The 14,289-nt window shown below is 46.1% G+C and carries 10 protein-coding genes; all 10 read left to right on the forward strand.

Annotated elements, in window-relative coordinates:
- The first annotated feature begins 5 nt into the window (after positions 1-5).
- The 10 genes from ACDJ59_RS06025 (at position 6) to ACDJ59_RS06070 (ending at position 14,260) form a co-directional block, all read left to right on the forward strand.
- On the forward strand, positions 6-1,841 hold the full coding sequence (locus ACDJ59_RS06025; protein ID WP_413407976.1) for a cache domain-containing sensor histidine kinase: 1,836 nt from the start codon (positions 6-8) through the stop codon (positions 1,839-1,841).
- Complete coding sequence (locus ACDJ59_RS06030; protein ID WP_413407977.1) at positions 1,838-3,469, forward strand: response regulator transcription factor; 1,632 nt, start codon at positions 1,838-1,840, stop codon at positions 3,467-3,469. Before ACDJ59_RS06025 ends, ACDJ59_RS06030 begins: the two co-directional genes overlap by 4 nt.
- A gap of 28 nt (positions 3,470-3,497) precedes the next feature.
- Complete coding sequence (nagZ, locus tag ACDJ59_RS06035; protein ID WP_413407978.1) at positions 3,498-5,135, forward strand: beta-N-acetylhexosaminidase; 1,638 nt, start codon at positions 3,498-3,500, stop codon at positions 5,133-5,135.
- A gap of 274 nt (positions 5,136-5,409) precedes the next feature.
- Positions 5,410-7,662, forward strand: coding sequence for a stalk domain-containing protein (locus ACDJ59_RS06040; RefSeq protein ID WP_413407979.1), 2,253 nt, complete (start codon positions 5,410-5,412; stop codon positions 7,660-7,662).
- Positions 7,663-8,000: 338 nt separating this feature from the next.
- The gene (locus ACDJ59_RS06045) at positions 8,001-8,465 is read left to right on the forward strand and encodes a Fur family transcriptional regulator (protein ID WP_074095707.1); all 465 of its coding nucleotides are present in this window, start codon (positions 8,001-8,003) and stop codon (positions 8,463-8,465) included.
- A 2-nt stretch (positions 8,466-8,467) separates the two neighbouring features.
- A complete protein-coding gene (gene yidD / locus ACDJ59_RS06050; protein ID WP_413407980.1) occupies positions 8,468-8,719 on the forward strand; it encodes a membrane protein insertion efficiency factor YidD in 252 nt (83 codons plus the stop codon).
- A gap of 500 nt (positions 8,720-9,219) precedes the next feature.
- A complete protein-coding gene (metG, locus tag ACDJ59_RS06055) occupies positions 9,220-11,244 on the forward strand; it encodes a methionine--tRNA ligase (RefSeq protein ID WP_413407981.1) in 2,025 nt (674 codons plus the stop codon).
- Positions 11,245-11,487: 243 nt separating this feature from the next.
- Positions 11,488-12,546 carry a metal ABC transporter solute-binding protein, Zn/Mn family gene (locus ACDJ59_RS06060; RefSeq protein ID WP_413407982.1) on the forward strand — a complete coding sequence of 353 codons (1,059 nt, stop codon included), beginning with the start codon at positions 11,488-11,490 and terminating at the stop codon, positions 12,544-12,546.
- 99 nt (positions 12,547-12,645) lie between these two features.
- Positions 12,646-13,404, forward strand: a complete 759-nt coding sequence (locus tag ACDJ59_RS06065) for a metal ABC transporter ATP-binding protein (protein WP_413407984.1) — start codon at positions 12,646-12,648, stop codon at positions 13,402-13,404.
- Positions 13,405-13,456: 52 nt separating this feature from the next.
- Positions 13,457-14,260, forward strand: a complete 804-nt coding sequence (locus tag ACDJ59_RS06070; protein WP_017687569.1) for a metal ABC transporter permease — start codon at positions 13,457-13,459, stop codon at positions 14,258-14,260.
- Positions 14,261-14,289 lie beyond the last annotated feature (29 nt).

Here is a 14,289-nt window from a genome sequence, read left to right on the forward strand (position 1 = left end):
GGGATATGAACTTGCGAATGAAGCTGGCCTTGGCATTTATGCTGCTGATCATTGTACCGATGTGTGCGCTGGGCATTGGCATGTTTCTGGTCACATCACATACGATTGAGAAAAAGTACAATCAACAGGCTGAATATGCGCTTCAGGCCATTAGTTACAATATCGAGAATGTATTTCAGCAGATTAATAATGTGACCGATAACGGGATAGCGACATCGGTTTTTCAAATGGCATTGAACGCCAAAGATCCGACCAAGCAGGATCTGGGAACCGGTAATCAATTATCCCTGAATGCCAGCCAGCGTAATTTCCGTTCTCTTCTATATAATTATCCGTTCATTAGTTATGCCTTTTTATATGATTTGCGTTCGTCCGAGAACAACCAGATTGTCTCCATTTTCACCAAAGAAAACTTTCAAGCCCTTCCTTTTCAGCAATTTAAAGTGCATCCCTTATTCAACGAAATTCAGCAACTTAATGGCGTGCCTAAATGGCTCGCACCTCTGGAATATCCCGAATTAACCGGGGTAGAGCCTGTCTTCACCCAGATCAGACTGGTCAAAGAACTCAGTTATTTTCAAAATATCGGCGTGCTTGTTGTTCAGATCAAAAAAGGAGAGATCGACCGGATCTTCCGTCACCTGCAAATCAGCGATTCAGCACAGGATACGTCGTTCCTGTTAATTAATGAAGAAGGGCTGATCGTCTATGATCCTGCAGGTATTTATAACGGTGAGAACATGCAAAATCTTGGTGCTGAATCCGGCAGTTACGGTCCTGGCTTTAGCAGTGTCAGAACGGTCTTTGACGGCAAGGAGAGCATCATTTCGCAATATCATCTGAAGAACTATAACTGGAGTCTCGTCAGTGTGACTTCATGGGAAGCCTTATCTGCGGAAACCAATGCCTTTGCAGGCTGGTCAGTCATCATTATTCTTTTATGCCTGCTCGCAGCGATGATCTTTAATCTTTTTTTCATGAATCGCATTACGGGTAACATTGCTGTACTTGTAAGGTTTATGCGTCGTGTGGATGATGGTGATTTTAATGCGAGGGTGGAAGGAAAAGGATTCGATGAAATGCAGCTGCTTGCGCAAGGGTTCAATGAACTATTGGATCGGATCGGGGGATTATTCCGTCGTGTCCGGGCAGAGCAAGAGCAGAAGGCCCAAGCGGAACTGCGTGTACTACAGGCCCAGATCAAACCTCATTTTCTGTTTAACACATTGGAATCCATTAATGGATTAGCGCTGCGTGGGGAGGGCCGTAAAGTAAGCGAGATGGTGACCAGACTAGGCAATATGCTTCGTATCAGCATTCAGGATCAGGAGGAGATTCCGCTGAGTGAGGAAATCAGGCATTTGCAGAGTTATCTGGAGATTCAACAGTACAGATTCAGTGATTTGTTCACCTATGAGATTGACATTCCACCCCATCTATACAGCTCAATTCTGCTTAAGCTTACCCTTCAGCCTCTGGTGGAAAATAGCATTCAACACGGGTTTGAGGGGATCACCTACCCAGGTGTACTGCGGATAAGCGCATATGCGGAACGGGGTCATCTGGTGTTATGTGTTGAGGATAATGGGATCGGTATTCCCCAGGAAATGCTCGCACGATTTGAGTATATGGCAGAAGATCTACCGGAAGATATGCTCACGGAAGGGGCGGAATCATTATCGTCCATAACGGAGCGAAGGGGATTGGGATTACGAAGTGTGGCAGATCGAATTCGTATTCAATACGGGGCCGGGTATGGCATATTTATATGTTCAGCACCGGGGTATGGCACAGTTATTCGATGCATCATTCCATTATATGAGCAGGAGGAAGCCGGATGAATCTGACTGCAATGCTGGTTGACGATGAGCTGCCGATTCTGGAGAATCTGAACTTCATTTTACCCTGGGAAGAGATGGGTATTGAAATCACAGGTACAGCGAGAAGTGGTGTAGAAGCACTGGGTAAAGTGACAGAATGTCATCCAGACATTCTCTTGTGCGATATTCGGATGCCGTCTATGGATGGATTGGAACTTATTCGTTTACTGCGAGAGCAGGGTGAAACGTGTGAGATTATTTTGCTGACCGGTTATCAGCAGTTTGAATATGCTCGAACCGCTATCAAGTATAACGTACATGAATACATATGTAAGCCAATTGATTATTTGAATCTGGAACATAAACTGCGTGAACTTGCCGGGCAGATCCAGAAGAGACGTCTGGAAAACGAATCGCAACGTTATCGCAGTCAAGAGATGGAAAGCTGGATCAGACACAAACAGTTGATTGACCTTTTGCGAGGAGAAGCACCGTTGAAGGTTGCCTATCCTGCCTCTGTTCCTGAATTCATAACAACTGCTACACCGTATACGTTGCTGCTGGTGGATGCGGTCGGTTATTTTCGCCATTCTATCGGCTGGTCCGAGCTTCAGCATCAACGATGGCATGAGACCATAAGTTCCAGACTTAAGGAAGTGGCAGAGAGAATTACGGAGGATTGTCAGATTCTTTCGACCCGCAAAGGGGAGTGGTGCATCCTGCTGGAGGCATCAGGTGAGTGGAAACGTCGCTCAGAGGAACTGGCCCATCAACTGTGTCTCGAATTAAATGCGATATTGTCCTTGGATTCAAGTGTGAAGGTCAGGGTTGTTCAGGATGATGTGCCCGTGAACCTCGAAAGTAAAATTCTGGAGCGATACCGGCATTGTCAAAAAATACTGATGTTCCATTCGGAGAGTGAAGACAGGGTGCTGAAGGCAAGTTGTCCCGAAACGACCTTATCGTATGATCATATGGTCTCCAAAGGGGCTAACTCATGGATTACAAGAGAAGATCTGGAGTTTGTTACTCGGTGGATTCGTCAAGGGAACAAGCAGGGGTTACGTGATGTATTAGATCGGCTTAAACAGCAAATGGGGAATTCAGGACAATCCTTCAACAGGATAGATGAAACCAATCTTCGGTTTATGCTTGTACACATGCTTCGGGAACTGCGTGAAGTACAGGCCCTCGCTGAAGAGCACGAAGTGAATTTTTGGAATGCACTGCAAGGGGCCGTATCCATGAGGGAACTTCTCGAACTTGCAGAGGTTGTTACCCATGCCTCTCAGGGCAAACAAACGCAACTACGTCCTTCTGTATCGGAACTGATCCTCTCTGCATGTGAGTATATGGACGCACGGCTGCAACAGGACTTGGGAATAGATGAAGTCTCAGATTGGCTTGGAATCAGCCCGGGATACTTTTGCCAGCTATTTAAAACTCAAATGGGTGTTACTTTTGTAGAATACATGACGCAGAAACGGATGGAAAGTGCCGCTTTATTGTTGAGTACAACCGAATGGAGCATAACAGCGATTGGGGAAGCAACAGGTTTCAAGGAGCGCCGTTACTTCTCCAAGGTGTTTCATAAACACTTCCATATGAAACCCTCGGAGTACAGGCAGAGTAAACAATTGGGTTCGTAGTGGCAAGGGAAACGGGAGGAGAGGTCAAATGAAACCCTTAAATGATCTGACATTGGAGCAAAAGGTAGGACAATTGTTGATGTGTGGATTTCACAGTCAGCACGCAGATGAACAGATTACTCGCTTAATCCGTGACTATCACGTCGGCGGCGTCATTTATTTCCGGCGTAATGTCGAAAGTGTAGATCAATTGACACGATTGTCCGCCGAACTGCAAGATATGGCTGCTGAAGCGGGGGCCCTACCACTCATGATTTCGGTGGACCAGGAAGGTGGCATGGTTGCACGGATTGATAAAGAGGGAATGACCCAAGTGCCGGGTAATATGGCACTTGGTGCGACAGGCAATCCGGAATATACACTGGAGTGTGCTCAAATTCTGGGTCGTGAGTTAAAAAACATCGGTATTGATATGAACCTTGCGCCAGTGGTCGACGTGAATAACAACCCGCTTAACCCGGTTATCGGTGTGCGTTCGTATGGTGAACATGCTGAAAGTGTGGCCACTCATGGCGTAGCAGCCATCACCGGATATCAATCACAGGGCATAGCTGCTACTGCCAAACATTTTCCGGGACATGGAGATACCGCCGTAGATTCTCATCTTGGTATGGTTACAGTACCTCATAATCGAAACAGACTGGAACAGATGGAGTTGTTACCGTTCCGCAAGGCGATTGAGGCCGGAGTTGATGCTATTATGACGGCTCATGTGATGTTCCCTTCGATTGAACCCGAGCCCATTCCGGCTACGTTGTCACATAAGGTGTTAACGGGTCTGCTACGTGAGGAAATGGGTTTTGAAGGCATTATTATTACAGACTGTCTTGAAATGCATGCAATATCCAAGCCATATGGGGTAGCTGAAGCTGCCATTCGTGCTGTGGAAGCTGGAGCAGATTTGATTCTGGTGAGTCATACCTTGCAAGATCAGGTTACTGCGCTGGAAGCCATTGTGGAAGCAGTTCGAACGGGCCGCATCTCGGAAGAGGTTATTCATCAGGCGGTGGAACGCATTATGACATGGAAAAGAAAGCGCTGCGGGCAGCAGAATGATCATCTTGTTTCGCCGAAAGCGAGTGAAACGGTCGAAGCAACCGATGTCGAACCGGTTGATTGCACTGAATCTACTAAACCCACTGAGCCCAACGAATCGACGTTGTTCAAGATTGCTTCAAGCAGTATTACCATCGTTCATAATGATGGGCTGCTGCCGTTGGACCCAGAGAAGGACGTATATGTCATCTGGCCTGAGGTTGTGCAACGGACAGAGGTGGATGAGCCATGGTCCCATACAGAATCGTTGGGTATGGCGCTATCGCAGCTGCGAGGCAGAGTTCGTGAGCACAAAATTACTACTCAGCCCACTTATGATGAAGCAGATCGGATATTGGCTGATGTGTCGGATAGTGAACAAGTTATCGTATGTACGTACACATCGGCAGGTCATCTTCCGAAAGGGCAACAGTATTTGGTTGAAAAGCTTAGTAAGAATCATTCGCTGATTGTAATTGCTCTGCGCAATCCATACGACCTGCTGGAGATTTCGAGGCCGAGAAGTTATGTGTGTACGTATGAGAATACACCTGCAGTTGTTCGGGCCCTGTCCCATGTGTTAACCGGTGGACTGCAGCCAACAGGAAGTCTGCCTGTCCGTTTGTGCTAGGCCTATTCAATCCTCAAATCTCTCTGCGATATGGTGCTGAATGACCACATCGGAGAGAGATTTTTTGTTGAAATTTTCTATTGGTTAATTTTGGGATACGAATGCCAAAAAGATAATTAATAGATAACTATTTTCATAGTATTTTCCTTCTATTAAAAGTTTACAATTCTCCTCTTAACTTTTTAGCAACTTTTCCCGGTTCCAAGCGTCTAATAATATGACTTTTTGAGGGGGATATTTATAAAATGGGAGCAGAAGGAGCCAAAGACAAAGAATGAATTTGAAGAAGAAATTGTCCATACTTACCGCTTTTGCTGTGTTTCAGGCGTTTGCAGTGATTCCTGCCAATGCACAATCAGCAGATCAGAGCGATACTACATCAGTGAATACAGCCAAAGTTAAATCCGTGGAGGTTGTGAAGAAAGAACAAACCATCGCGGAATCCGAAGTGAAATCCGGAACAAACACTCCAACATCAAATAATGAAACAACTGAAGAAGTAAACCCTGAGACAGATGTTCCTACTGGAACAGACGCGACTCCTGTTGAGCCGGTAATTGAACCTACGGACGAAGAAGGTACAGCTGAGGAAACACCAGCACCTGCACCAGTAGAAGTGGAGCAACCATCTACAGGCGGTTCATCTGTTGCTGGAGGCGGGGGTGGAGACCTCACTCTTTATATGAACAGTAATAAAATGATGCAAGATGGCAAGACGTATCTTGCTGGACAGCCGATGGCTGTTAAAAATGGTGTATCCTATGTAGCGATCCGTGCTCTCGTTGATCGGGTTGGCTATAATGTCAAATATGATAACACAACGAAAGAAACGATCATTATTAGTGGTGAAGATGAGCTGCGTTTCAAAACAAACAGCAAGATCTATACCGTTAATGGTGTGTCCAGAACGATGAAGGGCGCGGCTTATCAACAAAAAAATACGTTCATGGTGCCGTTGACTTCAATTACACAGGCTCTGGACATTACTTATAAAGTAAATCAATCTGCCAAAACGGTTGTATTGAATCTGAGTACCAAACCGGTGGCAAGCTTCACGGTACAAAAAGAGGTCTTTGCCGGAGATCAGGTAACCTACACAACCAGATCCAGCTCTCCCAAGGGACTCAGCATTGTAGATGAGCGTTGGACAGGCCGTCAGGATTCATTCGACCAACCAGGTGTATACACAGTAACCTATGCGGTCCAGGATTCAAGTGGTCAATGGAGCGATCCGTATTCGGTTACGATTAAGGTTGAAAGACCGAATCTGCCACCTGTCGCAATGTTTACGACAGATAAAGAAGAATACAAAATGGGTGAGAAAATCACTTATATTGATCAAAGTACAGATGATGAGAACGCAATTGTTAAAACCGAATGGGATAACAATGCACTTGCATTCTTTGTTCCAGGACCGAAGACCGTAACGATTACAGTTACCGATAAACATGGTGCTAGCAATAGCTATACCAAGATGATCAATATTACGGGAGAAACACTTTATAGTGTGACTGACTTCAATCAATTGTTCACACCAGTAGGTGAGAAGTTCACTTTTGACGGTGGTGGAGTACCAGCATTGGAGAAAGTACCTTTCACTTATTATGATGAACCAAGTCTGCTGATCCGCAGTAACAGCCCGGAAACCGTGAATACGGAAGGTATTGTGTACAAGGAATCTTCTTTTGGACAGACACGTTTCATGATTCACCATGTGAACAACACGGGCAAAAACGTGAAAATGTATGTTGTAGCGACAAACAACAATGCATACACGGCGTCCATTGACCAGCAAAACATGGGTTTTGCAGGACCGTCTCCTTTTGCAACGGTAGCTGGAAAGCTGTCGATTGACCGTTGGTTCCAGTCGATGCAGAATGGTACCGGACAAAAGAAAGTGTACATCCAGCCAGGAGAAAGCAAGCTGATTCTTAATGATCTGAGCGTTCTTCCGATGAAACAGGGACAAGTCATTTCCTTGTATTCGGATGTATTCAGTGACTATGAACTGGATTACAATATTATCATGATTGAAGAGAACAAGGACCCGATGGAAGTGTTGTCGAGCCTGCCGGTTCTGGATCGTGATGGGGTTCACAACCGTGGTACCTATCCAAATGCAACACGGATCATTACGTACGATCAAGAAGTAGGGTCGAAACCTGCACGTCTTCCACTTGGAGACAATGCAAGTGATCCAAACCTTGTGGGAACGGACCCTATGGCTTACACGGAAGCGTCCAACGCAGGTAACTTCGGTGTATTGTACAAAATTACATTGAATAATGTTGCTCCGCGCACGTTGATTTCATTCAACCCTCGTGGAGGTAGATACTCTGGTGTGGCACTTGTAAATGGACAGGTCGTTCAGATTTCCACAGGTAAATCTGTAACTGCACCTAATGAGCAAAGTGTTATGTATCGCACAGGTTCGTACGGCGAGAGTGTAACTATTCTCTTCTCGGCGGCACCAGGAAGTAACTTGCCTGTTAACCTGCTGTTCACGCCGCTTCCGGCTGAAAAGTAATAACATGAACATGCACGGACGGTTTGGAGTGAAAGCTTATATCATATATACCCGTTCACCCCAAAAGTCGCCCGAACGATTGATCATCTGAACCGTCAGGAAGGGACTCCATCAAAATGTAATGTCATTAGCTCAAGCTAGACTAATGGCAATGCATGTGCATGGAGTCCTTTTTATGTGATGTTGGAATGACCTAACCCGGTGTCTTCGTTGACTCTAATCGTAATTTGATGCATTATTAGAGGTATACAAGAAAGCAAAAGTTTTCGCTTTTGCCGAATAAACTGTCGCTCTATGAATGATGCAAAATGCTCGTATGACAGGAGGTGCTTTAGATCATGCTGTCGACAGAACAGATTATTTCGACCATGTCCTCACAGGGGCTTCGCATTACCGATCAGCGGAAAACACTGGCCCGGTTATTTGCCGAGTCTCCGGGGTATCTTACACCCAAGGACGTCTATGAATATATGGGTAAGACTTACAGCGGACTGAGTTTTGACACAGTATATCGTAATTTGCGGGTGATGCAGGAACTGGGTGTACTGGAACAGGTCATCTTCGAAGATGGCGTTAAATTCAAAGCGCACTGTAGTGAAGATCATCATCACCATCATATGATCTGTCTGAAGTGTCAGAAGACATATCCTATTATTTTTTGCCCGATGCAGCTTGCGGATGCGCCTGAGCAATTTCAGGTTGTAGACCACAAGTTCGAGGTATTTGGATATTGTAAGGACTGTGCAGAGCATGCTCCGGCCAAAGCGGCATCGGGACATCAACACGCTCATGGGAAGCACTGATCATGAAGTTATCGCGCAGAATTGCTCAGGTACCCATTCGGGTGTACCGCAACTATATCTCTCCATTAACACCGCCAACATGTCGGTTCTATCCGAGCTGTTCGGCTTACGCCATGGAGGCGATTGAAGTGCACGGTGCGCTCAAAGGTTCGTTGTTATCAGCGAAACGTATTGCCAAATGTCACCCGTTTCATCCAGGCGGTGTAGATCTGGTGCCACCAAAGGCGGAGAAATCCATGATGGTATCAGAGTAACGATGTAGCTTGAAGTATTCGGGTGGCCTGGAAGCAGGCCAGGATTGAACTTGAGGATGCTGTCCACTTGACAAAGGGGTCCGCATTTCAGTATATTTTCCTATATATGCGAGTTCAAAAAGTCTGGTTTTACTTTTTGAACAACTTCTATATGATTTCCAGTGAAGGGATAAGTACAGACACACCCCCAGTGCAGAGAGCCGGATGAGCTGAGAACCGGTCTGGGAGGAGGATGGAACATGGTCCCGGAGGAACCTCTTTCGAGCGTGCAGACAGTGATTTCAGAGCTGCTGTCGTAAGGCTGAGGCGTGATCCAGCGTTAATGGGCGGTCGAAGGACCGACAGAGCCTGTGTTTTGTGAAAAACATGGGGAATTTGGGTGGTAACACGTGAGAGCAACTCTCGTCCCATAGGGGCGGGAGTTTTTTGTGTTCTTTTTTAGTTGTTTTGGACGAAGGGATCACATGAAGAAGGAACATTTGAAGGAGGAGAAGTCATTCATGGCTGACCAAAAAACATTTTATCTGACAACCCCGATTTATTATCCGAGTGACAAATTGCATATTGGGCATGCGTATACAACTGTGGCGGGAGATGCGATGGTTCGTTACAAGCGTCTACGCGGTTACGATGCTCATTATCTGACAGGAACCGATGAACATGGCCAGAAGATTGAGCGCAAGGCACAAGAGAAAGGACAGACACCGCAAGCTTTTATCGACGATATCGTTGTGGGGATCAAGGAACTGTGGAACAAGTTGGACATTTCCAATGACGACTTTATCCGTACAACCGAAGAGCGTCACAAAACCATTGTTCAGGATATCTTTGACCGTTTGCTGAAACAGGGAGATATCTACAAAGGTGAGTACGAAGGCTGGTACAGTATTCCGGATGAGACGTATTATACAGAGACTCAACTGGTGGATGTAGAGAAAAATGAGAAGGGTGAGATTATCTCGGCCAAGAGCCCTGATAGCGGACACCCGGTTGAATTGGTCAAAGAAGAATCTTACTTCTTCCGTATGAGCAAATATGCAGATCGTTTGTTGAAATATTATGAAGATAACCCGGGTTTTATTCAGCCGGAATCCCGTAAGAACGAGATGATCAACAACTTCATCAAGCCAGGTCTTGAAGATTTGGCCGTATCGCGGACTACATTTGAATGGGGCGTCAAAGTTAAAGGCGATCCAAAACACGTGGTTTATGTGTGGATTGATGCGTTGTCCAACTATATTACAGCACTGGGCTACGGTTCATCCGATGCATCCCTGTATAACAAGTTCTGGCCTGCGGATGTTCATCTGGTAGGGAAAGAAATTGTTCGTTTCCATACGATCTACTGGCCAATTATGTTGATGGCGCTGGACTTGCCTTTGCCGAAGAAAGTGTTTGCACATGGCTGGTTGTTGATGAAGGATGGCAAGATGTCCAAATCAAAAGGTAATGTCGTTGATCCGGTTACCCTGATTGACCGTTACGGTCTCGATGCACTGCGTTATTACCTGCTGCGTGAAGTACCGTTTGGTTCCGATGGTACGTTTACACCGGAGAGCTTCGTAGAGCGTGTTAACTCCGACCTCGCGAACGATCTGGGTAACCTGTTGAACCGTACCGTTGCCATGGTAGACAAATATTTTGAAGGCAAAGCCCCGGCGTTTGCTTCGAATGTAACGGAATTTGATGCTTCGCTGGAAGAAGCAGGCCATGCTACAGTGGAAAAAGTGGAACAGGCGATGGAAAACCTGCAGTTTTCCGTAGCACTGACAGCGATCAGCCAGTTTGTCAGCCGCACCAACAAATATATTGATGAGACGCAGCCATGGGCGCTGGCTCGTGATGAAGCAAAACGCGATGAATTGGCATCCGTTATGGCTCACCTGATCGAAAGTTTGCGAATTGCTTCGATTCTGTTGCAACCGTTCCTGACACGTGCTCCTCTTAAAATCTGGGCACAGCTCGGCATTCAGGAAGGTGAACTTACGGCTTGGGATACAGCCAAGCAATGGGGTCTGGTTCCAACTGGAAACGCATTGCAAAAAGGCGATCCAATCTTCCCGCGTTTGGATTCCGAACAGGAAATTGCTTATATCTCCGAAGCAATGACTGGTGGCCAAAAAGCGGCACAGCCTGAAACAAGTCAAACAGATGCTGGAACTTCAGCAGCTGTTGAACCTGTAACAGCCCCTGAGGGCACGGAAGAAATCGGGATTGACGATTTTGCTAAAGTAGAACTGCGTGTCGCACAAGTCATTGCCTGCGAACCGGTCAAAAAAGCGGATAAGTTGCTGAAATTGCAGCTCGATCTGGGTTATGAGCAGCGCCAGGTCGTATCTGGAATTGCGAAGTTCTATTCCCCAGAAGAGATGGTTGGACGCAAAGTCATCTGTGTGACCAACCTCAAACCGGTGAAACTTCGTGGTGAACTGTCCCAGGGTATGATCCTTGCAGCATCCCATGGCGACCAGCTTACACTTGCTACAGTACCAGACAACATGCCTAATGGCGCACAAGTGAAATAAGAATTGAGTTATGAAATTGATTCAAAGTCTGTCATAAAAATGACACAAGGTGGCCCGATATAATTCGGGTCCCTTTTTTTGTTGATATAATTCGTATCTGACGGGAAGAGAACAAGCATATACTGTTATGAACTCCGTACTTCAGGAAAGAATGAATAGGACGGGATAACTTGACAAGTAGGTTCAGGTTACCTATAATTCTTTCAGTAATGTTTACGATTAAGAGATGCGGAGTGAATCATAATGACATTTTATAAAGTGCAACATCAAGTTGAGGATAACCAGACAGGCACGACGAGCAAAAGAGGCAGCATGAAGTTACTGTGGACGGGATTGCTTATTCTCACTTTGCTGGTATTGTCAGCGTGTGGGCAGGATAGTTCCAATAGTGCGAAGATTGTGGAAGGCAAGGTAAACGTTGTGACGACATTTTATCCTGTATATGCTTTTACAACTGCAATCGGTGGTGAGGATGCCAATGTTATTAACCTGCTGCCAACAGGAGTAGAGCCACATGACTGGACTCCGAAGAGTCAGGATATCGTTAATACGTCCAAGGCACAGCTGTTTTTCTATAATGGAGCTGGACTGGAAGGATGGGTTCCGAATTTCCTGAAGTCGTTGAATAGCGATACACAGGTGAAGTCTGTTGCCGTCAGTGACGGTGTTAAGCTGTTAACCGCTGAGGGTGATGATGGGCACGGTCACGGCGAAGAGCATGAAGACGAGCATGCGGATGAACATACAGATGAGGCTACCAGTGAAGATGTCGCTGATCATCATATTGATCCACATACGTGGGTTAGTCCGAAATCGGCCATGATCATGGCTGAAAACATCAAAAATAGTCTGGTCGAGGCAGATCCTGATCACAAAGCAGGTTACGAACAACGTTATGAAGAGCTTCGTACGAAGCTTGAGACGCTGGATCAGCGTTTTACAGATGAATTGGCTAACGTACCAAACAACGAAATTGTTGTCTCGCACCAAGCGTTTGGCTACCTTGCACGTGATTATGGATTAACCCAGCATGCCATTATGGGACTTTCCCCGGATGCTGAACCGACAGGACAGGATATTGTGAAGCTTGCGAAACTGGTTAAAGATGAAGGCATTAAATACATTTTCTTCGAAGAGCTGGTATCTGACAAATTGGCGAAAACACTGGCAAGTGAAGCAGGCGTGGAGACCATGGTCCTTAATCCGGTTGAGGGATTGACCAAGGAGCAGGCAACAAACGGGGATGATTATTTCACCCTCATGGAGAAAAATTTGCAAAATCTGCTGATCGCATTAAAATAAGATAGAATGAAGAATTCAGATCGAAGAGTCTTTACCGTTCACGGTGAAGGCTCTTAGGACGCTATGGGATTCTTATATATAATGAAGGGCGGCTTTGCCATGCAGCAAATCATGCCACTATGTCATGATCCAATTATAGAGATCGAGAAACTATCATTTTCCTACGGGGACCAGCGAGTGATTGAGAATCTCGATTTTATGGCCCAGGAACGGGACTTTGTCGGGATTATCGGTTCCAATGGGGCGGGTAAAACGACATTGCTGCGCATGCTGGTAGGACTTCTTCCTCCTGCGCAGGGAGATATCAAACTATTCGGACAGTCGATCCGCAGGTTCAAGGACTGGGACCGAATCGGGTATGTGCCTCAAAAGAATGCATTTAACCCGTTGTTCCCTGCGACCGTTCGTGAAGTGGTCATGTCAGGCTTGTATAATAACAAAAACATGTTCCGTCGTATGTCTCGCAAATGTCAGCAACAGTGCATGGATGCGATGCAGGTCATGCGGATCGAGGATCTGGCGAACAAACGAATTGGTCAATTGTCCGGCGGACAACAGCAGCGTGTATTTTTGGCACGAGCACTTATCAATCACCCGGATCTGTTGATTCTGGATGAACCCACAGTAGGTATTGATGCTGAATCACAGGCCAGTTTCTTTGAACTGATTACCCATATGCATGAACATCACCGAATGACTTTTCTAATGGTGTCTCATGATATGGATCGGATGGAGAGTTATCTGGGTTCTGAAGCTGTGGTAACGAATGGCAAAATTAATTTCCATGTCCGTCATTCGCATGAGGTACAGGATTGTGCTGAGACCAATCTGCAACATACCACTGCACAGGTACGCTAGCCGTATTTGTGGCCCATTAGATTAGAGTAAGGCCGAAGGAGTCGTGTTTGTTTTGGAAATATTAATGAGTGATTTTTTTCAGCGTGCCCTGGCGGGTGGGTTGTTAATTGGCATTACCGCTCCGTTAATCGGACTGTTCCTGGTCTTACGGCGGTTATCCATGATCGGAGACACCTTGTCTCATGTGACCATTGCCGGTGTTGCACTTGGATTCCTGATTGAAGTGTATCCCATTGCAGTGGGCTTGATATTTGCCGTGCTTGCTTCATTTGCGATAGAGAAATTGCGCAAAGCGTACAAGAGTTACGCCGAATTATCGATTGCCATTATCATGTCCGGTGGCGTGGCTCTTGCTTCCTTGTTCTTCACGCTGGGCAAAGGATATAATGCAGATGTCATGAGTTATTTGTTCGGCAGTATATATACATTAGACGCTACGGATCTGAAGCTGGTAGGTGTGGTTACGCTGATCGTGGTGATTGTAGTGGCATTGTTACATAAGGAATTTTTCCTGCTCAGCTTTGAGGAAGATGCGGCAGCGGTTACAGGGTTGCCTGTGAGAATTCTGAACATGTTAATCACTGTGATGACAGCACTTGTCATAAGCACGGCGATCAAGATTGTCGGTGCGCTCCTGGTGTCAGCGCTATTGACTATTCCGGTAGCAGTCAGCCTGTTGATGGCCCGAAGTTTCAAATCCGCTATTATTTTGTCCGTGGTGATTGGCGAAATTGCCGTAGTCCTTGGACTGGTTGTAGCAGGTATCTGGAACCTCGCACCTGGAGCAACGATTGTATTATTGCTGATCATGATGCTGATTCTGACGATGATTGGAAAAAAAGGGTTCCGAGCCTGACGACTGAACGAGCAAGCACGTGAGCCCGG

It is taken from the genome of Paenibacillus amylolyticus (genome assembly GCF_047302515.1).
GTDB lineage: Bacteria > Bacillota > Bacilli > Paenibacillales > Paenibacillaceae > Paenibacillus > Paenibacillus amylolyticus_G.